Below are 21,242 nucleotides of genomic sequence, written 5' to 3'. Positions count from 1 at the left end.
CGGGGTTTTGGAGACAGACCATGTCCATCCCTCTCGATTTCGAAACGCTCCGCATCCTCTGGTGGCTGCTGCTCGGCGTGCTGCTGATCGGCTTCGCGCTGACCGACGGCTTCGACCTGGGGACGGCGGCGATGCTGCCCTTCGTCGCGAAGACCGACGAGGAGCGGCGGATGGTGATCAACACCATCGGCGCGACCTGGGAAGGCAACCAGGTGTGGTTCATCCTGGGCGGCGGCGCGATCTTCGCCGCCTGGCCCTTCGTCTATGCCGTCAGCTTCTCGGGCTTCTATCTCGCGATGTTCCTGGTGCTGTCGGCGCTGATATTGCGGCCGGTGGGCTTCAAATATCGTTCGAAGCGCCCGGACAAGGCGTGGCGGGAGCGCTGGGACTGGGCGCTGTTCGTCGGCGGCTTCGTGCCCGCGCTCGTCTTCGGCGTCGCGGTGGGCAATGTGATGAAGGGCATTCCCTTCCGCCTCGATAGCGATCTGCGCGCCTTCTACGAAGGCTCGCTGCTCGGGCTGTTCACGCCGTTCACGCTGGTGACCGGGCTGCTCTCGGTGGCGATGCTGGTGCTGCACGGCGCGGGCTGGCTGAGCCTGAAGGCCGAGGGCGTGGTGCTGGAGCGGGCGCGGCGCTGGGGGCAGGCGGCGGCGGTGCTGGCGCTGCTGCTGTTCGCGGCCGGCGGCGCGTTCGTCGCCTGGGGCGGTCTGGGCTACCGGCTGGACGGTATGGTCGATCCCGGCGGGCCGTCCAACCCGCGCTTCTCGACCACGGTGGCCGAGGGCGGCGCCTGGCTGCGCAACTATGGCGCGCATCCCTGGATGCTGCTCGCGCCGCTGCTCGGCTTCCTGGGTCCGGTGCTGGCGCTGCTCGGCATCCGCGCGCGCCGCGACGTGCTGGTGTTCGCCGGCTCGTCGCTGGCCAATATGGGGATCATCGCCACGGTGGGCCTGTCGATGTTCCCGTTCATCCTGCCGAGCTCGATCGACTCGCTTTCGAGCCTGACGGTGTGGAACGCCTCGTCGAGCCACGGCACCCTGTTCACCATGCTGGTGGTGACGGCGATCTTCCTGCCGATCGTCCTCGCCTATACGGCCTGGGCCTATCGCGTGATGTTCGGCAGGGTGACCGCGCAGGACGTGCGCACCAATCCCGACTTCTACTGAGGAGCGTTCGCCATGTGGTATTTCTCGTGGATCCTCGGCGTCGGCCTTGCCGTCGGCTTCGGCATCCTCAACGGGCTCTGGCACGAATTCCATTCGGAGCCGCTGCCGGAAGCGGCGGCGAGGGCCGAGGAATAGGCCAGGCAATGGCTGGCCGGGCGCGCGGGACCTGATAGAATTGCCCCGCCGGAATCGGCCATTGCCCGGTTCCGCCCGGCGCATCGCCATGCAGGAGACAGGACCATGGGCATTCTCAAGATCGCGGACGGCACCGAGCTCTTCTACAAGGATTGGGGGTCCCGCGACGCGCAGGTGATCTGGTTCCATCATGGCTGGCCGCTCTCGGCCGACGACTGGGACAACCAGATGATGTTCTTCCTGCTCAAGGGCTATCGCGTGATCGCGCATGATCGCCGCGGGCATGGCCGCTCCACCCAGACCGACACGGGCAACGAGATGGACACCTATGCCGCCGACGTCGCGGCGCTGGTCGAGCATCTGGACGTGCGCGGCGCGGTTCATATCGGCCATTCGACGGGCGGCGGCGAAGTCGCGCACTATGTCGCCCGGGCCAAGCCGGGGCGGGTGTCCAAGGCGGTGCTGATCGGCGCGGTGCCGCCGGTGATGCTGAAGAGCGAGAAGAATCCGGGCGGCCTGCCGATGGAGGTGTTCGACAATTTCCGCGAGCAGACCGCGTTCAATCGCGCGCAATTCTTCATCGATGTGCCGGCGGGCCCGTTCTACGGCTTCAACCGGCCGGGCGCGAAGGTGGACCAGGGCGTGATCGACAATTGGTGGCGCCAGGGCATGATGGGCGGGATCAAGGCGCATTACGACTGCGTCAAGGCATTCAGCGAGACCGATTTCACCGAGGATCTGCAGAGGATCGACGTGCCGGTGCTGGTGATGCACGGCGACGACGACCAGGTCGTGCCCTATGCGGATTCCGCGCCGCTCTCGGCCAAGCTGCTGAAACAGGGCACGCTCAAGACCTATCCAGGCTATCCGCACGGCATGGCCACCACCCATGCCGCAGTGATCAACGCCGATCTGCTGGCCTTCATCCAGGGCTGACGGGCCGGGTTCCGGCGGGGAAGGGAACGCCCGGGCTCAGGCGAGCTCGGGCATTCCGGCCAGCAGCTTGTCGAGCGTGATCGGATAGTCGCGCACGCGCATCCCGGTGGCGTTGTGGATCGCATTGGCCACCGCCGCGCCGACGCCGCAGATGCCCAGCTCGCCCACGCCCTTGGCCTTCATCGGCGACGTGGTGGGATCGGCCTCCGCGAGGAAGATCACGTCCTGGTGGGGGATGTCGGCATGGACCGGCACCTCGTAGCCGGCCAGATCGTGGTTGACGAAGAAGCCGAAGCGCTTGTCGACCGCCAGCTCCTCCATCAGCGCGGCGCCGGCGCCCATGGTCATCGCGCCGATCACCTGGCTGCGCGCCGAGACCGGATTGAGGATGCGCCCCGCCGCGCACACGGCGAGCATGCGGCGGATGCGGATCTCGGCCGTCGCTGCGTCGACGCCGACTTCGACGAAATGCGCGCCGAAGGTGGATTGCTGATATTTCCTGGCCAGGTCGCCATATTCCATCGCGTCCTCGGCGACGAGTTCCCCGCCCTTCGCCGCCTCGGCCAGGGGCACGCTGCGCTTGCCGCTCTTCACCTTGCCGCCGGCAAACACTGCGTCGGCCGAGTTGAAGCCGAGCTTCTGCGCCACTGCCTCGCGCAGCTTCACACAGGCCGCATAGACGCCGGCGGTGGCGCTGTTCGCACCCCATTGCCCGCCCGATCCGGCCGAGACCGGGAAGCTCGAATCGCCCAGCCTCACCACCACCTTGTCGAGCGGCAGGCCCATCATCTCGGCGGCGGTCTGGGCGAGGATCGTGTAGGTTCCGGTGCCGATATCGGTCATGTCGGTCTCGACGGTGACGATCCCGCGCGCGTCGAGCCGCACCCGGGCGGCCGACTTCATGTTGATGTTGTTGCGAAACGCCGCGGCGACGCCCATGCCGACCAGCCAGCGGCCGTCGCGCACGCTGCCCGGCTTCGCGCGCCGGGCCCAGCCGAACTTCTCCGCGCCCGTCTGCAGGCACTGGTTGAGCTGGCGCTGCGAATAGGGGCGGCCGGGATTCTCGGGATCGACCTGGGTGTCGTTCAGCACGCGGAAGGCGACCGGGTCGAGGCCGAGCTTCTCGGCCATCTCGTCGATCGCGATCTCGAGCGCCATCATGCCCGGCGCCTCGCCCGGCGCGCGCATCGCATTGCCCTCGGGCAGGTCGAGCACCGCGAGCCGCATCGCGGTCATCCGGTTGGCGCCGGCATAGAGCAGCTTGGTCTGCCCGGTCGCCGTCTCCGGGCCGCCGCCGGGAAGGTCGCCCGACCAGCTCTCATGCCCGATCGCCACCAGCTTGCCGTCGCGCGTCGCGCCCAGGCGGATGCGCTGGATCGTCGCGGGGCGGTGCGGCGTGTTGTTGAACATGAAGGGCCTGGGCAGGGCGACCTTCACCGCCCGGTTCGCCGCCCGGGCGCCCAGCGCCGCCAGCACCGCGTCGGCGCGGATGAACAGCTTGCCGCCGAACCCGCCGCCGATGAAGGGCGAGCGCATCCGCACCTTCTCGCGCGGGATGCCGAGCGTCTTCGCCATGTCGCCCACCGACCAGGCGATCATCTGGTTGGCGGTCCACAGATCGAGCCGGTCGCCGTCCCACGCCGCGATCGTCGCGTGCGGCTCCATCATCGCATGGGCATGGTCGGGCGTGGTGTAGGTCGCGTCGAGCTGCACCGGGGCGGCGGCAAAGGCGCCGGCAAAGTCGCCATGGCCGCTGTCGGCCGGGCCGTTGAACCCGCCTTCGGGCGGCTTGCCGGCGCCGTCCTTCGCCGCGGCGAGATCGTAGCGGCCCTTGTCGCGGGCATAGTCGACCCGGATCAGCGCGGCGGCGGCGCGCGCCTGTTCGAACGTCTCGGCGACGACGATCGCCACGGCCTGGTGATAGTGCTCGATCTCCGGGCCGCCGAGCAGTTTCGCCGTGTTGAAATTGCCCTTGCCGAGCTTGCCGGCATTCTCCGCGGTGACGATGGCGAGCACGCCGGGCGCCGCGCTGGCATCGCGCAGGTCCATGCCCGTGAGGCGCCCCTTGGCGATCGCCGAGCCGAGGATGAAGCCATAGGCAGGGTCGGGCGCGTCGTGATGCTCATAGGCATAGGGCGCGGAACCCGTGGTCTTGAGCGGGCCGTCGATGCGCGGCGTGGGCTTGCCGATCACCTTCAGCTGGTCGATCGGATTGGTGCCGGCGGGCGTGTCGAACTTCATGGCTCAGCCCCTCGCTTCGGCAATGGCGGCGGCGAGCGTGCGTTCGGCCAGCACCAGCTTGAACCGGTTCTGCTCGGTGGGCGTGGCGCCCGCAAGGACTGCTGCCGCCACGGCGCGGGCGCCGCGCGGCATTTCGGCCTCCGCCGCCTCGACGCGCCATGGCCGGGGTGCGACACCGCCGAACGCGACCCGGCCGGTACCGTCCTTCTGGAGGATCGCGCCCACCGAGACGAGTGCGAAGGCATAGGAAGCCCGGTCGCGCACCTTGTGATAGATGTGCGTGCCGCCGACCGGCCGGGGGAGAGTCACCGCGGTGATCAGCTCGCCCGGCGCAAGCGGGTTCTCGACGTTCGGCGTGTCGCCCGGCAGCGTGTGGAATTCGGCGATGGGGATGGCGCGGGCGGTGCCGTCGGCGCGTACCGTCTCCACCACTGCGTCGAGCGCGCGCATCGCCACCGCCATGTCGCTCGGATGGGTGGCGATGCACGCTTCGCTGGTGCCGATCACGCCAAGGCCGCGATTCACCCCGCCGATCGCCGCGCAGCCGCTGCCGGGGCTGCGCTTGTTGCAGGGCTGGTTGGTGTCGTAGAAATAGGGGCAGCGGGTGCGCTGCAGCAGGTTGCCCGCCGTTGTCGCCTTGTTGCGCAGCTGGCCCGACGCGCCCGCGACGAGCGCGCGGGAGAGCAGGGCATAGTCCTTGCGGACGCGCCCGTCGGCGGCGAGGTCGGTGTTGCGCACCAGCGCGCCGATGCGCAGCCCGCCCTCTGTCGTCGCTTCGATCCGGTCGAGCCCCAGATGGTTGACGTCGACCAGATGGGTCGGCGTCTCGATCTGCAGCTTCATCAGGTCGAGCAAATTGGTGCCGCCCGCGATGAAGCGGGCGCCCTGGGTGCGGCCGACGATCGCAGCGGCCTCGGCCGGCGAGCCGGCGCGCTGATAGCTGAACGCCTTCATGCCTTCCTCCGGGCGGCGACTTCGGCGATCGCCTCGACGATGTTGGAATAGGCGCCGCAGCGGCAGAGGTTGCCGCTCATCCGCTCGCGGATCTCTTCGCCGCTCATCGCCGGCTTGCCCACGATGTCGCCGGTCGCGTGGCTGGGGATGCCCGCGCGGATCTCGTCGAGCACCGCGACCGCCGAGCAGATCTGGCCCGGCGTGCAATAGCCGCATTGATAGCCGTCATGCTTGACGAAGGCAGCCTGCATCGGATGCAGGCTGTCGGGCGTGCCCAGCCCCTCGATGGTGGTGATCGCATCGCCTTCGTGCATCACCGCGAGGCTGAGGCAGGAATTGATCCGCCGCCCATCGACGATCACCGTGCAGGCGCCGCACTGGCCATGGTCGCAGCCCTTCTTGGTGCCGGTCAGGCGGAGATGCTCGCGCAGCGCGTCGAGCAGGGTGGTGCGGGTGTCGAGCTCCAGGGTGTGCGGCTTGCCGTTCACCGTGAAGCCGACCTTGGCCATTACCGGCGCCCCGGTGCCTGCCGAGGCCACCACTCGCGCTCCGGCGGCGGGAGGCGCGGCGCTGGCCGCCACCGATGCCGCGCCGCCGATCAAGACGCCGCGCCGCGAGAGTTCGAAATCGCCTGGTCCATGCATATCGGCCTCTGCTCCCCTTGAAGCTGGCGCGTGCCCTGAGACAGTCGGGTCATGCCCTGTTCCTCGGGGTTCTAGCGCGAACAACGATCCAGGCAAATTCTCGCGCATCGGGGTGCCCGATGCGCGCCGCCGCCGCGGGGGCCAGCCGATGTCCCGTTCCGCCTTCGTCCTCCCCGCGCAGGCGGGAATCCATAGCCTGCCCAAGCCCTCCACAGCCGCGATGAAACAAAATTGAGAACGTTCTTGAGAACGCTCTCAATCTATGCTCTAACCATCGGATCGGAGCAAAAGACTCCGTGAACGATAGAGGGGTGTTGGAACAGGCTGCCGTGCGCGCCATGCTGCGCTGTCGGCGCGTTCCGTCGCTGAAACCGACAGCGTTGTCGGAAAAGCTCCCCCAGGTTGGATCGGATGAACTGGCATGCCTTCGGGCATGCGCGGCGCCGTTGCACGCGCCGAAGGGGAGAGGATAATGCTGATCAGCCTGCGGCACGTGGCGCGCTCCATGGCGTTGCTCGCCACCACCGCGCTTGCCGGGACGATGACGGGCGCGCGTGCGCAGGATCCCGTCGCTCCCGCCGCACCCTCGAACGAAGCCCGCCCGTCCGCGGATCCCGCCGCGCGCCCCTGGGCCGATGCCAGGTTGCCGGCGGCGGCGCGCGCGGAGGCGCTGCTTGCGGCGATGACGCTCGAGGAGAAGCTGGGTCTCGTCTATACTTGGTTCCCGCCGCTGGCGAAGGATCCGGCGGCACCGAGCGACATGATCCCCTCGGCCGGCCAGCAGGCGGCGATTCCGCGTCTGGGCATTCCGGCGCTGCGCGAGACCGATGCCAGCCTGGGCGTCGCCAACCAGGTCGAGCAGCGCAAGGGGGATACCGCCACCGCACTGCCTTCGGGCCTGGCGCTGGCCGCGAGCTTCGATCCCAAGCTTGCCTATGAGAGCGGCGCGATGATCGGCGGCGAGGCGCGGGCCAAGCGCTTCAACGTCATGCTGGCGGGCGGCATCAACCTGACGCGCGATCCCTGGGGCGGCCGCAACTTCGAATATCTGGGCGAGGACCCGCTGCTCGCCGGCGTGATCGCCGGGGAATCGATCAAGGGCATCCAGTCGAACCGCATCGTCTCGACGATCAAGCATTTCGCCCTGAACGCACAGGAGACCGGCCGCTTCGTGATGGACGCGCGCATCGGCGAGGCGGCGTTGCGGGAAAGCGACCTGCTCGCCTTCCAGCTCGCGATCGAGCGCGGCAAGCCGGGCTCGGTGATGTGCGCCTATATGTCCGTCAATGGCGACTTCGCCTGCGAGAACGACTTCCTGCTCAACACCGTGCTCAAGCAGGACTGGGCCTATCCGGGCTGGGTGATGTCCGATTGGGGGGCGGTGCATTCCACCGTGAAGGCAGCGCGCAACGGGCTGGACCAGCAATCGGGCGGCGAGCTCGACACGCATTCCTTTTTCCGCGCCGACCTGAAACAGGCAGTGGCGAGCGGCGCGCTGCCGATGGCGCGGCTGGACGACATGGCCCGCCGCATCCTGAACGGCATGTTCGCCACCGGGGTGATGGATGCGCCGGTGGTCGATGCGCCGCAGCCGATCGACCATGCGCGGAACGCCGAAGTCGCGCAGCGCGCCGCCGAGGCGGGGATCGTGCTGCTCAAGAACGACAGGGACATATTGCCGCTCGCCCGGACGGCGAAGCGCATCGTCCTGATCGGCGGCCATGCCGATGTCGGCGTGCTTTCGGGCGGCGGCTCGTCGCAGGTCCGCTCGGTCGGCGGCGCACCGATCGAGATACCCCTCAAGGACGGCCCGGCCGCGTCGTTCGTGCGCGTGACCTGGCACGCGTCCTCGCCGCTCGCGGCGATCCGTGCGCTGGCCCCCAGGGCGCGCGTCGATTTCGTCGATGGCAGCAACCCCGAAGCTGCCGCCGCGGCGGCTAGGAACGCGGACCTGGCGATCGTCTGGGCGACGCAATGGACCACCGAGGCCGAGGACCCCGAGACGATCGACCTGGCCGGCAACCAGAATGCAGTGATCGCCGCAGTCGCCGCCGCCAATCCGCGCACCGCCGTGGTGCTCAACACCGGGGGCCCGGTGCTGATGCCCTGGCTCGACAAGGTGCCGGCGGTGCTCGCCGCCTGGTATCCGGGCCAGCGCGGCGGCGAAGCGGTGGCGCGGGTGCTGTTCGGCGAGGTCAATCCTTCGGGGCGCCTGCCGATCACTTTCCCCGCCGCGATCGACCAGGCGCCGCGCCCCGCGGTGCCCGGCTTCGACCAGGTCAAGGCCTTGCCCGATCGCGGACAGGATGCGCGGGCGATCAAGCCCTTCGCGGTCGAGTATCGCGAAGGTTCGGACGTCGGCTATCGCTGGTATGCCCGCCAGGGCCATCGCCCGGCTTTCCCCTTCGGCTATGGCCTGAGCTACACGCGCTTCGGCTATGCGAACCTCACGGTGGAAGGGGGCGAGGCACTCAAGGTCAGCTTCGACGTGACCAATCGCGGCAAGCGCGAAGGGGCCGATGTGCCGCAACTCTATGTGACGCCGGCCACCGGCCGCCGCCCGCTGCGCCTGGCCGGCTTCGAGCGCGTGACGCTCAAGCCCGGCGAGACGCGCCGGATCACCCTGATCGCCGAGCCGCGCATCGTCGCGGACTATGACGTCGCGCAGCCCGGATGGCGCGTGGCGGCGGGAACCTATCGTGTCGCGATCGCGCGGGACGCCGGCCAACCGGTGCTCACGGGCGCGGCGGATTTGCAGGAGCGCCGGCTGGCGCCCTGAGACGACAGCACCGGGTGAGGCGCGCGTAGATGCGTCGGGGTGCAGAACAGAGTGGGAGGACAATGGGAATGAAGGGACTATCCAGTTTGATGGCCGGCTTGCTGGCATCGACCGCCCTGGTCGCGCCGGCATGGGCCCAGGACGCGGTCGCGCCGCAGGATGCGGGGGCCGATCAGGGTGAGGAGATCGTCGTCACCGGCATCCGCGCGTCGCAGGCCAAGGCGATCAACATCAAGCGCAACGAGACCGCGATCGTCGATGCGATCTCCTCGGAGGACATCGGCAAGCTGCCCGACGTCACCGTGGTGGACGCGCTGCAGCGCATCTCGGGCGTGCAGATCAAGCGCGACGCCGGCGAGGGTTCGAGCGTCAACATCCGCGGCCTGCCCCAGGTGATCACGCTGCTCAACGGCGAGCAGTATCTGAGCCCGGGCAATCTCGGCACCGCGCAGCCGAACCTGAACGACATCCCGGCGCAGCTGATGAATGCGGTGGTGGTCTACAAGTCGCAGGACCTGCGCAACGCGCTGTCGGGCATCTCCGGCACCGTCGACCTGCGCACCCGCCGTCCGTTCGACCTGAAGAACGGCCTGACCCTGGCCAACCAGGTCGAATATTCGCGTGGCGACTATACCAAGAAGAACGACTATCTGATCAGCGGCCTGCTGAGCTGGCGCAACGACACGATCGGCGTGATGGTCGGCGCCACGCAGAGCAAGGCGCATCTCGGCAACAACTATGCCGGTATCGGCGGCAGCCCGTTCGGCAACAACGACTGGGGCGGCACGGGCCCCAACTGGATCGCGCCGCACGGCTATGAGCTGTTCAGCCGCGAAGTGGAGCGCAACCGCTTCGGCATCAACGGCGCGGTGCAGCTGAAGTTCGCCGAGGGCTGGACGCTGACCGGCGAAGTCTTCCACACCGAGCTGGTCGAGCATAACCGGGCGGCGGGCGTGAACATCTCGAACCGCTGGAACGGCCTGACCTGGACGACGCCGACCCAGTCGACCTCCACGGGCCAGATCGGTGCGAACCAGCAGCCCTGGCTCGACGTCGACCAATATGACCTCAATGTGTGGTGGTTCAATTCCTTCTCGGTGAACCGCACCGCTCGCGAGAAGTCGACCAACTACAACCTGGAACTCGACTATGACACGGGCGGTCCGTTCAAGTTCACGGCGCGGGCGCTGCGTTCGGATGCGAAGCTGCGCAGCATGAACGGGCAGGTGCAGGGCGACCTGAGCAACTGGCGCGCGGGCAACCGGGCGTTCACGCTGTTCCGCAATCCGAACGACCTGACGCGCGGGCCCTTCTATCCGGCGAACATCGCGGCGCAATATCCGGCCTCGCGCTATACCAACAACGTGGTCGGCGCGAACGGCGGCCGCTACATCGACCCGAACCCGCTGGGCTATGGCCAGGATCCGCTGCTGCACCTCGACCTGCGCGGGCAGAACCCGGTGCTGAGCGGCTTCGACACGCCGATCTCGGGCGGGCTGGGCGCCGGCAAGTCGCTCAAGGACTATATGGCCAATCTCGACAGCTATGCCGTCGCGGCCTTCTCGTCCGAGGGCAATCAGGAGAATACGTCGGATCTCGGCGTGTTCCGCGCCGATGGCAGCTACGAGTTCCAGGGCGGCGGCCTGTTCGGCCTGCTGAACCGCGTCGACGTGGGCGTGCGCCGCTCGGATCGCTCGACCCAGATCAAGAACTTCCACCTGTTCTCGAACTTCTATGGCGGCAACGGCGCCGCCACCGCCGCGGGCTGCTCGGCGCAGTGGAAGGCGATCGACGTGGTGATGGACAACCCGCAATGCTCGGCGGGCGAGATGGTGTCGAACCCGGGCTACAATGCGGGGCTGCCGCTGGCGACTTCGCCTTCGAACTGCGGCGCATCGGCGGCCAATACGCCGACCTGCTTCCAGGGCTATACCGTCAACCGGCCGACCAAGCTGAACGCCTATAACAACGTCTATTTCCAGACGAACTGGGGCGGCGTGGTCAACGGCATGCCGGGCATGTGGGTGGTCAATCCCAAGGACTTCGACGACATCAAGTCGTTCATGACGCGCGTGTTCGGCGGTGCCGACGAAGTCATCGTCCCGGGCAACACCTATGACGTCGACCTGATCGAGGAGAGCGCCTATATCAACACCAACTGGAAGCGCGGAGGGTTCAAGGCCGATATCGGCGTGAAGGTCATCAAGACCAGCATCGACGTGAAGCAGAACCTGACCGGCGATACCCGGGCCTATGGCGACACCAACCTCGACGTCGGCGACAGCGTAACCCGTCGCAGCTATACCGACTGGCTGCCGACGGTGACCCTGTCCTACGACGTCACCGACAATATCCGCATCCGCGCGGCCTTCGCCAAGACGATGATCCCGCTGGATCTCGGCAATTATGGCGGCGGCCTGAAGATCAACACCGCGGATTCGCAGGGGCCGAACCCGACGAACCCCACGGCGGCGCCGCTCGGCGTCCGCCAGGTGACGAGCGCGAATGCGAGCGGCAACCCCTATCTGAACCCGTGGCGCTCGAACAATTACGATCTCAGCCTGGAATATTATCTGGGCCGCGCCTCGATGCTCAACATCGGCCTGTTCAAGCTCAACATCGACAGCTTCGTGACTACCGCGACGCAGATGATCGGCCGCTATCCGGATGCCGACGGCGTGATCCGCCGCACGGTGCCGGTGACGCAGCCGATCCAGGGCGCAGGCGGCAACCTGCAGGGCGTGGAAGCGGGCGCCAAGCTGGCCTTTACCGACCTGTTCCCGAACGTGCCGTTCCTGCGCAACTTCGGCATCGACGCCAACTACACCTTCTCCGACTCCTCGCAGTCGGCACGAGGTCTCGATGGCAAGAAGCTGCCTTTCCAGGATAATTCCAAGCACCAGATCAACCTGGTCGGTTGGTATCAGGACGACATCTTCCAGGTCCGCGTCGCGTGGAACCACCGCACGCCGCGCCTTGCGAACATGGGCCTGGGCTATGATGTGAACCCGGATCCGGACATCACCGACCAGCGCAACATCCCGGTGATGCAGGACACGAGCAACTATGTCGACGTGAACCTGACCGCGAACATCAACAGCCAGTTCGCGATCTACGGCAACGTCTCGAACCTGCTGGGCGAACGCGAACGCTATTACTTCCAGTTCGACAAGGATTCGAAGCAGTTCCATTCGCAGAACCGTTTCGAGCCGCGTTACTCGGTGGGCGTGCGCTACCGTTTCTAAGAGCCAACCCTCCTGGGCCGGCGGTCTTCCCGGGCCGCCGGCTCATTTTTCCCCGGGAGCAGGATCGGCGCGGTTTCGCTTGCGGACCCGAGGCCGGGACGATCAGAATGACACGATGAAGCATGGGGGCATGGCCAGCGGCGCGATCGAGCGTGTCGTCATCGTCGGCGGGGGCACCGCCGGGTGGATGGCGGCGGCTGCGCTGGGCGCATATCTGGCGGGGGCGGGCACCCGGATCACCCTGATCGAAAGCTCGGAGATCGGGACGATCGGCGTCGGCGAGGCGACGATCCCCACCATTCGCCGCTTCTACGCCGCGCTCGGCATGACCGATGCCGAAGTGATGCGCGCCTGCGAGGCGACCGCCAAGCTCGGCATCCGCTTCGTCGACTGGAAGCCCGGCACCAGCTTCGTCCACCCCTTTGGCCGCTTCGGGCAGGACCTGCGCGGCATCGACTTCCACCAATATTGGCAGAAGGCGCGCCAGGCCGGCCGCGCCGCGCCGCTGGAGGAATATTCGCTGGGCGCGATGCTCGCACGCGAAGGCCATGCCAGCGTGCCGCTGCCCAATCCGCCCAGCCAGCTCTCGGTGTTCGACTGGGCGCTCCATTTCGACGCCGCACGCTTCGCTGCGCACATGCGCGCCTATGCCGAGCGTGCGGGGGTGGCGCGCATCGATGCGCGGATCACCGATGTGACGCTCCACGGCGAGACCGGTTTCATCGAAGCGGTGACGCTCGACAGCGGCGAGCGCGTCGCGGGCGACCTGTTCGTCGATTGCTCGGGCTTTCGCGGCCTGCTGATCGGCGAGGCGCTGGGCACGCCCTATCGCGACTGGTCGCACTGGCTGCTGTGCGACGGCGCCTTTGCGGTGCAGAGCGAGCGGGTGGGCGAGCCGCCCAGCTGCACCACCGTCACCGCGCGCACTGCCGGCTGGCAATGGCGCATCCCGCTGCGCAGCCGCGAAGGCAACGGCCTCGTCTTCGCGAGCGATTTCCAGGGCGACGACGAGGCGCGGGCCGAACTGCTCGCCAACATCCCCGGCGCGCCGACCATGGAGCCGCGCCGCCTGCGCTTCACGCCGGGCCGGCGCGAAGTCGCATGGGCGAGGAACTGCGTCTCGCTCGGCCTGGCCTCGGGGTTTCTCGAGCCGCTGGAATCGACCAGCATCGCGCTGATCGAGACCGGCATCGAGCGGCTGAAGCAGCTCTTCCCCGACAAGGGCTTCGATCCGGCGGTGATCGCCGAATACAACGCCCAGTCCGCCGAGGAGATGGAGCGCGTTCGCGACTTCATCCTCCTCCATTACCATCTGAGCACGCGCGACGGCCCGTTCTGGCAGGCCTGTCGCGAGATGACGCTCCCGGACAGCCTGGCCGCCAAGCTGGAGCTTTGGCGCGCGCGGGGCGCCTTCCTGCGCTATCGCTGGGAGATGTTCTCGCCCGCATCCTGGCTGGCCATCTATGGCGGGTTCGAGCACCTGCCCGAGCGGCTCGATCCCGGCGTCGCCGCGGTCGGCACGGACGAACTCGCGCAGGGGCTGGAGCAGATGCGCGCCGCCATCGCCCGTACCGTCGCCGATACGCCCACCCATTCCGAATTCCTCGCGACGGTCGATGGCGCCGCTGCCGAGCCCATGAGGACATCCGTATGAACAATCCGGACGCACTGCGTAAGGTCTGCATCGTCGGCGGCGGCACTGCCGGCTGGATCGCCGCTGCGGTGATGGCGCATCACATGAAGGGCAGGCTGTTCGAGATCGAGCTGGTCGAAAGCGACGATATCGGCACGATCGGCGTGGGGGAAAGCACGATCCCGCCCTTCATGGAGCTGATCGCCAAGCTCGACATCGACGAGCAGGACTTTGTCCGCCAGGTCCAGGCGAGCTTCAAGCTCGGCATCGAGTTCAAGGACTGGTTTCGCAAGGACGAGAGCTATTTCCACCCGTTCGGCGATGTCGGCCAGCGCGTGGAGCTCAGCGACTTCTACCAATGCTGGCGCAAGGCGACGCTTGCGGGGCATGATTTCCCGCTCCAGGATTTCGCGCCCGCCACGGTGATGGCGCATGCGGGGCGCTTCATGCTGCCGTTCAAGGCGCGGAACACGCCGATCGCCGGCGCATCCTATGCGCTGCACGTCGATGCCAAGCGCGTCGCCCAGTTCCTGCGCGGCCATGCCGAGGCGCGCGGCGTGAAGCGCACCGAAGGGATCGTCACCGATGTCGCGCTCGACGCTCGCGGCTTCGTCTCGACGCTGACGCTCAAGGACGGTCGCACGATCGACGCCGACTTCTTCATCGATTGCTCCGGCTTCCGGGCGCTGCTGATCGAGAAGGCGCTCGGCAGCGGCTATACCGACTGGTCGAACTATCTGTTCTGCGACCGCGCGATCGCCGCGCAGACGGAGAATGTCGGTCCGCCGCGCCCCTATACGCTGGCCGAGGCGCAGGACGCCGGCTGGCGCTGGCGCATCCCGCTCCAGCACCGCACCGGCAACGGCCATGTCTATTCCTCGGAGTTCATGAGCGACGAGGAGGCGACGCGGATCCTGCTGGAGAAGGTGGAGGGCGAAGTGGTCGCCGGGCCGATGGTGGTGCCGTTCAGGACCGGCGTGCGCGAAAGGATCTGGTATCGCAACGTGCTGGCGATCGGCCTGTCCTCGGGCTTCATCGAGCCGCTGGAATCGACGGCGATCCACCTGATCTATCGCGGGATGGACTTCTTCTTCCGCTTCCTGCCCGATCGCCACTGCGATCCGGCGCTGGCGGACGAATATAACCGCCGCATGGTGGCGGACTATACCGAGATCCGCGACTTCATCGTGCTCCATTATTGCACCACCGCGCGCGACGACACGCCCTTCTGGCGCAAATGCCGCGACATGGACTGGCCGGACAGCCTGAAGGAACGGGTGGAGCTGTTTCGCAGCAACGGCACGCTTCGCGAGGGGCTCGACGAGCTGTTCCGCTCGGTCAGCTGGTTCTCCGTGCTGGAGGGCATGGGCATTCGCCCGCGCACCTATCACCCGCTGGTCGACCGGATCGACGAGGCGATGCTCTATGCGGGGCTCGACAAGGCGCGCGAGCAGCTTGCCGGCTTCGTCCGGCAACTGCCGACCCAGCAGCAGTTCATCGACGCACATTGCCGTGCCGAGAAGGTGGATCTGGCCCGTCCCGTCATGGCCGGGGCCTGATGCAGAAGAAACGCGCGATCACGATCAAGGACGTGGCGGCCGAGGCGGGAGTCTCGCTGCAGACGGTGAGCCGCGTCATCAACAAGGGCCCGAATGTCACTGCGCCGGTTCAGGATCGGGTGCGGGCGGCGATCGACAAGCTGGGCTATGTCCCCAGCCTCGCCGCGCGGCGGCTGGGCGGCTCGCGTTCCTATCTGATCCTCGCCTTCAACGACGAGCGGCCGACACTCGAGGGCTGGCAGTCGCGGCGCGGCAACGACTGGGTCGACCAGATGCTCTATGGCGGCATGCTCAAATGCGCCGAGCATGGCTATCGCATGCTGTTCGAGCTGGTGGATTCGCATTCCGACCAGCTCGAGGCACAGGTCCGGGCCGCGCTCTCCGCGCTTCACCCCGATGGCGTGATCCTGACGCCGCCGCACAGCGAGGACGACCGGATCACCGATCTCCTCCACCAGGGCGGCCTAATCTTCGCGCGGCTGGGCTCGCACCGCGAAGGCGAGGGTTTTGCAGTGTACATGGACGACGAGGCGGCAGCGCGCCGCGCGACCGAGCATCTGCTCGACCTTGGCCATACGCGCATCGCCTATGTCCAGGGGCATCCCGAATATGCGATGAGCCCGGATCGCCTGCGCGGTTTCACCGATGCGATCGAGGCGCGCGGGCTGAGCGTGGATCCCGCCTATCTCCAGCCCGGCGATTTCACCTACGAAGCCGGCATTGCGGCGCTCAACACGCTCGCCGCGCTCGCATCGCCGCCCAGTGCGGTGCTCGCGAGCAGCGACGAAATGGCGCTGGGCGTGCTCCATGCCGCCGGGCCGCTCGGCCTGTCGGTTCCCGGCGATCTCTCGGTGGTGAGCTTCGACGATACGCCGACAGTGCGGATGAGCGTGCCCGCGCTCACTGCGATCCGCCAGCCGATCGCGGCGATGACGGCCAAGGCCGCCGAGCTGCTGATCGAAAGCAAGACCCGCGGCGACCCGCCCGGCAATGGTCGCTTCCTGCTTCCCTTCGATTTCGTCGTCCGTGCCTCTACCGCGCCGCCGCGGCGTTGACTTGGCTCCGGCCGGCGGCGATGCTCCGCCGTCCATGCGCAGCTTCGTCTCGCCCGGCCGCGGTTTCATCCTGCTCTATGCGCTGGCCTATGCGGGCATGTTCGTCAGCTTCATGCCGTTCGTCATGGTGCTGTTGCCGTTGAAGGCGGCGCAGGCGGGGGGCGGCCATGCGGTGCAGCTCCTCAGCGCCGGCGCGCTGGGCGGCGCGGCGGTGGCCAGCCTCGCCAATATCCTGTTCGGCGCGCTGAGCGACCGCACGCGGCGGTTACGCGGCACCCGGCGGCCCTGGGTGACGATGGGGCTGGGGGTGCTCAGCGCCTCCTATGGCCTGTTGCTGGTCGCGGCCGATCCAGTGAGCCTGTTGTTCGCCGTCGCCTGCATCCAGATCGGGATCAACATGATGTTCGCGCCGATCGCCGCGGTGATGGCGGACGAGATACCCGATGCGCAGAAGGGCATGGTCGCCGGCCTCACCGGCGTCTCGCATCCGATCGGCGCGATGTCGGCGGTGCTGATCACGCTGCCCGGGCTGGGCGGCGATGCCATGCGCTATGCGCTGCTCTGCCTGTTGTTCGTCGGGCTCACCGCGCCGTTCCTGCTCCTCGCCCGCGAAGGCGCCGCCCTGCCGCCGCCGCCGCCCGGGCCGCAGCGCGAGCTCCGCCGTTTCGATTTCATCCTCGCCTGGGCCTCGCGCATCCTGTTCCAGGTCGCCGGCAATGGCCTGTCCACCTATGGCTTCTACTATTTCCTCTCGGTGCTGGACCGGGAGGACATCAGCAAGACCAGCGTGGAGGCCAATCCGATCGTCGCGACGATGACCGGTTCCACCATCGTCGCGGTGCTGCTGACGGTGCTGGCGGGGCGCCTTTCGGATCGAATGATGCGGCGCAAGCCCTTCCTCGCCGCCGGAGCGCTGGCGATGGCGGCGGGGCTCGGCGTCATGGCGTTCGCGGGCAATTGGGGCGTGGCGGCGGCGGGGCATGCGCTGGCGCTGTCGGGGCTCAGCGTGTTCCTGGCGATCCATTCGGCGATCGCGATGCAGCTGCTGCCCAATCCGGGGCATCGCGGCCGCGACCTGGGCATCCTCAACCTCACCAACACCCTGCCGGCGATGGTCGCGCCGCTGCTGGCGCTGGCGCTGGCGCCGGAGAAGACCGGCTATACGCTGTGGCTGCTGATCCTCGCGCTCGGCACGCTGGCCGGCGGCGCGGTGTCGCTCTGCATCCGGACGCAGGACTAGGCCGGGGCCGCATATTCGCTTCCGTCATCCCCGCAAGGGCGAGGGCGGCGGTGGACGACAATGAGGGGCGGGCACCGGCGGCACCCGCCCTTCCCGTCGCTCAGTGCGCCGGCTCGCCCGCGCTCGAATTGCGGTCGACCTTGGCGGTCATGCCCGTCGCATCGGCGTCGTCCTGGGTCTGCGCATCGGGAGAGAGGTCGGCGACAGGCGGCGGATTGGTGGCGACGTTGGTCACTGCCGGGGTCTCGACCGGCTGGTCGATCGTGACGTTGGTGAACGTCTCGGGCTCGCCGATATTCGCGACGATGGTCTCGTTCGCGCTCGTGTCTTCCGGCTTGCTGCCCGAGCAGGCGGCGAGCGCCAGGCCGGCAACGGCGATCAGTGCGAGGGTACGGGTCTTCATTTCGGTCATTTCCCCTTTTCTCAACGTGCGGAAACGGCGGCAGCCGTAATCGCGGATCGTTTCTCGATCTTTGCTGCGAGATCCTTGTCCCAGCCATAGGGATCGCCGCGGAAGTTCATCGTGCCGTTCGCATTGGCGAAGGCGGTCCAGTAGAGCAGATAGACCGAGACCTGGTCCTGCTCCTGCAGAGTCACGCGCAGCGTGTCGCCCTTGGCGAGCGCGGCGTTGATCTGGTCGGGCTGCCAGTTCGGATCGTTGCGCAGCAGCAGTTGCGCCAATGGGCCCGGCTTCTCCAGCCGCACGCAACCATGGCTGGCCAGCCGGCTGAAGCTGGCGAAGGTCGATTGCGACGGGGTGTCGTGCAGATACACGGCATAATTGTTCGGGAAGTCGAACTTGTAGCGGCCGAGCGCGCTCTTCGGGCCGGGCTGCTGCTGCAGGCGGCGGTTCGCGCCGGTGCCGATGATCTTGTAGCCCTGCGCCTTCAGCGCGGCCTCGCCCTTGGGCCACAGTTCCTTGGCGGCGATGCCGGTGGGCACGTTCCAGGGCGGATTGAGCACGATCGAGTGGATCTTCGACTGGAGCATCGGCGTCTCGTTGCCGGGGCGGCCGGTGACGGCCTTCATCGACGCGATCGGGGCATCGCCCTCGAACACGGTGAGCACGGCGGCGGCGATGTTCACCTGGATGCGCTTGGCGGGCAGCTCGCTCGGCAGCCAGCGCCAGCGCTCCATGTTCGCCATGATCTGGCCGACCCGGTCCTGCGCCGGCACGTTGAGTGCAGCAAGCGTGCCCGACGAGACCACGCCGGTGGGGTTGAGCCCGTAGCGGCGCTGGGCGCGCACCACCGCGTCCTTCAGCTCGGCGTCGAACTTGTCGCCGGTGGCGATCGCCTGCGGATCCTCCACCGCCAGCCGCTTGCGCAGCGCTGCCACGCGCGCGCCGCTCGCGCCCACCGCGAGGTCCGGCCCCGCGGCGAGCTTCTGCCAGCCGCCGGCCGCCACGATCTTGCGATAGGTGGCGAGGCCCTTCTGCAGCGTGTCATAGCCGGCCCAGGGCGGGGGCAGGTCGCGCAGCCAGGCGCCGACGCGGTTCTGCTTCACGGCCTCGGCAAAGGCGGGCAGGGGATCATAGGCGGCGGGGCGCAGGCCCCAGTTCGGATCGAAGTCGCTCTCGGCCAGGCGGCCCGAATGGACCGCGCGGGCATAGTCGAGCGCCGCTCGCACCAGCGTCTCGCTGTCCTTGAAGCCGGGCGCGGGATCGCCGACCCGGCGCAGGCCCTGGGCGAAGCCGGCCTCGTTGAGGATCGGCGCGAGTTCGGCCGCCTGCGCCGCCGTCAGCACCGGCAGCACCACCGGCGGATTGGGGACGAACGGCGGCACGGGCACCGCCTGGAGCGTGGGGGTCGGCGTGGTCTGCGGCGCGGGAGCGACCTGTTGCGCGACGACGGGCGCCGCTATCCCGGCAAGCGCCGCAGTCCATGCGGCCCGGCGGGCCACCCGGCCCGAAAACACTTTGGTCACTCGCAAATCTCCTCCGCGGCCGCCCTGAGGCCGGGCGACCTGAATCGCCACCTGCTATTAAGCCAAACCGGGCGCACGTGGCGAGCGTCGAATTTACACGATGCGACGACGTGCCTTGACATTGGCAACGTTGTCGGACCAGTTTCCGATAAACGCCCGCCAGGGGAAGAAGCGGGCGACGTCCGCAGGGGAGAGATATCTTGGCATCCGCACGTTCCACGCAGACGACGCTGGCCTTCGCCGCCGTCACCACGCTTTTCTTCGCCTGGGGCTTCATCACCTCGCTGGTCGACCCGCTGGTGGCCGCGGTGAAGGGCATCTTCACGCTGACGGATTTCCAGGCCCAGGCGAGCGCATTCGCGTTCTTCTTCGCCTATTGCGTCGTCTCGTTCCCGGCGGCGGCGCTGGTCGGGCGGCTGAAGGCAGTGCCTTCGATCCTGGCCGCGCTCTGCACCATGATCGCGGGCTGCCTGATCATGCTCGCGGCAGCGAATGTGGCGAACTACTGGCTGGTGCTGCTCGGCCTGTTCGTCCTGGCGAGCGGCATCACCATCCTGCAGGTGGCGGCCAACCCGCTCGCCGCGGCGCTGGGCGATCCCAGGGGCAGCCATTTCCGCCTCGTGCTCAGCCAGACCTTCAACTCGGTCGGCACCTTTCTCGGCCCGCTGCTCGGCGCGCACCTGTTCCTGAAGGGCGTCGAGGTGAAGGAAGGCACGGCAATCACGCCGGAAATCCGCGCGCAGGCGCTGGCCGGCATCGATTCCGCCTATTTCTGGATCTGCGGCCTGATCGCCGCGCTCGCGGTGTTCTTCTGGCTCAGCCGCCGTGTCGTCACCGAAGCCGCGCCGCCGCCGGCCTCGACTGCGGGGCTGCTCTCGGCCTTCTCGTCCAAATGGGCGCTGCTCGGCGGGCTTGCAATCTTCCTCTATGTCGGGGCCGAGGTGTCGATCGGCACGCAGATGGCGCTGTTCCTCAATTCGGATGCGATCTGGGGCCATTCGGATGCCGCCTTCGGCGTGCCGCTGCTCGGCTATGCGATGGGCAGCGACGGCATCCCGGGCGTCTCGCTCCAGGAAGCCGGCAAGGCCGTCGCCTTCTATTGGGGCGGCGCGATGGTCGGCCGCCTCGTCGGCTCGCTCCTGCTCACCAGGGTCAAGGCGCACCGCCTGCTCGCGCTGTTCACCGCCATCGCTGCCGCCATGTGCCTCTACGTCTTCGCGGTCGGCGGCGTCACCGCCGGCTTCGTCGCGCTCAGCATCGGCCTGTTCAACTCGATCATGTTCCCCGTCATCTTCACTCTCACGCTCGAACGCTCCACCGCCAGCGCCGAATCAACCTCGGGCCTCCTCTGCACCGCCATCGTCGGCGGCGCCGTCCTCCCCCTGCTCGTCGGCCTCGTCTCGGGCGCGCATGGCTATGGCTTCGCGCTGATCCTGCCCGCGGCCTGCTATGTCGCGCTGTGCGCGTTCGCGCTCGCCGCCGGCCGCGCCCCCGTGGTCCGGGCCGAGGGCGAGACTGCGTCCGTGCACTGAGAAGGCCGTTCGCTTGCCGCCGGACTCGGGGGAAGATCCCCTTCCGGCGGCAAGGAACGAACTGGTGCGCGTAACGCCGTCCAACGCGGTCCCGTCATCCGCGCACAATGCCGGGCCAACCCCCTAAACGGCCCTGTCTGCGGGAACTTGCGGGCTCTTGTTCCGAAAACCTGTCCCGTTCCGGGGCGCTTCCGCCG

Annotated in this window: 15 protein-coding genes; 10 read left to right on the top strand and 5 right to left on the bottom strand. The window is 68.0% G+C overall.

Features of this window, described 5'->3' with window-relative positions:
* The first annotated feature begins 20 nt into the window (after positions 1–20).
* The 3 genes from cydB to FHR20_RS09215 all read left to right on the top strand — a co-directional run bounded on the left by cydB (position 21) and on the right by FHR20_RS09215 (position 2,237).
* On the top strand, positions 21–1,166 hold the full coding sequence (cydB, locus tag FHR20_RS09225) for a cytochrome d ubiquinol oxidase subunit II (RefSeq protein WP_167299217.1): 1,146 nt from the start codon (positions 21–23) through the stop codon (positions 1,164–1,166).
* Positions 1,167–1,178: 12 nt separating this feature from the next.
* The gene (cydX, locus tag FHR20_RS09220; protein ID WP_167299216.1) at positions 1,179–1,301 is read left to right on the top strand and encodes a cytochrome bd-I oxidase subunit CydX; all 123 of its coding nucleotides are present in this window, start codon (positions 1,179–1,181) and stop codon (positions 1,299–1,301) included.
* Between the two features lie 105 nt (positions 1,302–1,406).
* Positions 1,407–2,237: an alpha/beta fold hydrolase gene (locus tag FHR20_RS09215; protein WP_167299215.1), complete on the top strand. Its 831-nt coding sequence runs from the start codon at positions 1,407–1,409 to the stop codon at positions 2,235–2,237.
* Positions 2,238–2,273: 36 nt separating this feature from the next.
* Here FHR20_RS09215 and paoC read toward each other — a convergent pair whose 3' ends face one another.
* The 3 genes from paoC to paoA are packed head-to-tail and all read right to left on the bottom strand — an operon-like array spanning position 2,274 to position 6,076.
* Positions 2,274–4,478: an aldehyde oxidoreductase molybdenum-binding subunit PaoC gene (gene paoC / locus FHR20_RS09210; protein WP_167299214.1), complete on the bottom strand. Its 2,205-nt coding sequence runs from the start codon at positions 4,476–4,478 to the stop codon at positions 2,274–2,276.
* Positions 4,479–4,481: 3 nt separating this feature from the next.
* Positions 4,482–5,432 (bottom strand): FAD binding domain-containing protein, encoded by a 951-nt coding sequence (locus FHR20_RS09205; protein WP_167299213.1) that lies wholly within the window; start codon positions 5,430–5,432, stop codon positions 4,482–4,484.
* The gene (paoA, locus tag FHR20_RS09200) at positions 5,429–6,076 is read right to left on the bottom strand and encodes an aldehyde dehydrogenase iron-sulfur subunit PaoA (RefSeq protein WP_167299212.1); all 648 of its coding nucleotides are present in this window, start codon (positions 6,074–6,076) and stop codon (positions 5,429–5,431) included. Before paoA ends, FHR20_RS09205 begins: the two co-directional genes overlap by 4 nt.
* Before the next feature lie 472 nt (positions 6,077–6,548).
* On the opposite strand from paoA, the gene FHR20_RS09195 reads away from it, so the two are divergent.
* From FHR20_RS09195 to FHR20_RS09170, 6 genes are all read left to right on the top strand, one after another.
* Positions 6,549–8,855 (top strand): beta-glucosidase, encoded by a 2,307-nt coding sequence (locus FHR20_RS09195; RefSeq protein WP_243857163.1) that lies wholly within the window; start codon positions 6,549–6,551, stop codon positions 8,853–8,855.
* 89 nt (positions 8,856–8,944) lie between these two features.
* Positions 8,945–12,100, top strand: coding sequence for a TonB-dependent receptor domain-containing protein (locus tag FHR20_RS09190; RefSeq protein ID WP_208413457.1), 3,156 nt, complete (start codon positions 8,945–8,947; stop codon positions 12,098–12,100).
* Between the two features lie 115 nt (positions 12,101–12,215).
* Positions 12,216–13,754, top strand: a complete 1,539-nt coding sequence (locus tag FHR20_RS09185) for a tryptophan halogenase family protein (protein WP_243857162.1) — start codon at positions 12,216–12,218, stop codon at positions 13,752–13,754.
* Entirely contained in the window at positions 13,751–15,292 is a 1,542-nt protein-coding gene (locus tag FHR20_RS09180; protein ID WP_208413456.1) for a tryptophan halogenase family protein, read from the top strand. The genes FHR20_RS09185 and FHR20_RS09180 overlap by 4 nt, the downstream gene beginning before the upstream one ends.
* Positions 15,292–16,347, top strand: a complete 1,056-nt coding sequence (locus FHR20_RS09175; protein WP_167299210.1) for a LacI family DNA-binding transcriptional regulator — start codon at positions 15,292–15,294, stop codon at positions 16,345–16,347. The genes FHR20_RS09180 and FHR20_RS09175 overlap by 1 nt, the downstream gene beginning before the upstream one ends.
* A 34-nt stretch (positions 16,348–16,381) precedes the next feature.
* Positions 16,382–17,587 carry an MFS transporter gene (locus FHR20_RS09170; protein ID WP_167299209.1) on the top strand — a complete coding sequence of 402 codons (1,206 nt, stop codon included), beginning with the start codon at positions 16,382–16,384 and terminating at the stop codon, positions 17,585–17,587.
* 100 nt (positions 17,588–17,687) lie between these two features.
* Here FHR20_RS09170 and FHR20_RS09165 read toward each other — a convergent pair whose 3' ends face one another.
* On the bottom strand, positions 17,688–17,990 hold the full coding sequence (locus FHR20_RS09165) for a hypothetical protein (protein WP_167299208.1): 303 nt from the start codon (positions 17,988–17,990) through the stop codon (positions 17,688–17,690).
* 20 nt (positions 17,991–18,010) lie between these two features.
* Positions 18,011–19,513, bottom strand: a complete 1,503-nt coding sequence (locus FHR20_RS09160) for a L,D-transpeptidase family protein (RefSeq protein ID WP_286710882.1) — start codon at positions 19,511–19,513, stop codon at positions 18,011–18,013.
* 200 nt (positions 19,514–19,713) lie between these two features.
* Here FHR20_RS09160 and FHR20_RS09155 point away from each other — a divergent pair, with 200 nt between their 5' ends.
* Positions 19,714–21,045, top strand: coding sequence for an MFS transporter (locus FHR20_RS09155; RefSeq protein WP_167299207.1), 1,332 nt, complete (start codon positions 19,714–19,716; stop codon positions 21,043–21,045).
* Positions 21,046–21,242: the final 197 nt, after the last annotated feature.

This window comes from Sphingomonas leidyi, from assembly GCF_011761945.1.
Taxonomy (GTDB): domain Bacteria; phylum Pseudomonadota; class Alphaproteobacteria; order Sphingomonadales; family Sphingomonadaceae; genus Sphingomonas; species Sphingomonas leidyi.
The sequence above is the reverse complement of the archived record's forward strand: the minus strand, read 5'-3'. Positions and strand labels throughout refer to the sequence as shown.

What these genes read in the sequence shown, in the direction of transcription:
- cydB (WP_167299217.1), top strand. Translation starts at nt 21, where the DNA reads ATGTCCATCCCTCTCGATTTCGAAACGCTCCGCATCCTCTGGTGGCTG.
- cydX (WP_167299216.1), top strand. Translation starts at nt 1,179, where the DNA reads ATGTGGTATTTCTCGTGGATCCTCGGCGTCGGCCTTGCCGTCGGCTTC.
- FHR20_RS09215 (WP_167299215.1), top strand. Translation starts at nt 1,407, where the DNA reads ATGGGCATTCTCAAGATCGCGGACGGCACCGAGCTCTTCTACAAGGAT.
- paoC (WP_167299214.1), bottom strand. Translation starts at nt 4,478, where the DNA reads ATGAAGTTCGACACGCCCGCCGGCACCAATCCGATCGACCAGCTGAAG.
- FHR20_RS09205 (WP_167299213.1), bottom strand. Translation starts at nt 5,432, where the DNA reads ATGAAGGCGTTCAGCTATCAGCGCGCCGGCTCGCCGGCCGAGGCCGCT.
- paoA (WP_167299212.1), bottom strand. Translation starts at nt 6,076, where the DNA reads ATGCATGGACCAGGCGATTTCGAACTCTCGCGGCGCGGCGTCTTGATC.
- FHR20_RS09195 (WP_243857163.1), top strand. Translation starts at nt 6,549, where the DNA reads ATGCTGATCAGCCTGCGGCACGTGGCGCGCTCCATGGCGTTGCTCGCC.
- FHR20_RS09190 (WP_208413457.1), top strand. Translation starts at nt 8,945, where the DNA reads ATGGCCGGCTTGCTGGCATCGACCGCCCTGGTCGCGCCGGCATGGGCC.
- FHR20_RS09185 (WP_243857162.1), top strand. Translation starts at nt 12,216, where the DNA reads ATGAAGCATGGGGGCATGGCCAGCGGCGCGATCGAGCGTGTCGTCATC.
- FHR20_RS09180 (WP_208413456.1), top strand. Translation starts at nt 13,751, where the DNA reads ATGAACAATCCGGACGCACTGCGTAAGGTCTGCATCGTCGGCGGCGGC.
- FHR20_RS09175 (WP_167299210.1), top strand. Translation starts at nt 15,292, where the DNA reads ATGCAGAAGAAACGCGCGATCACGATCAAGGACGTGGCGGCCGAGGCG.
- FHR20_RS09170 (WP_167299209.1), top strand. Translation starts at nt 16,382, where the DNA reads ATGCGCAGCTTCGTCTCGCCCGGCCGCGGTTTCATCCTGCTCTATGCG.
- FHR20_RS09165 (WP_167299208.1), bottom strand. Translation starts at nt 17,990, where the DNA reads ATGAAGACCCGTACCCTCGCACTGATCGCCGTTGCCGGCCTGGCGCTC.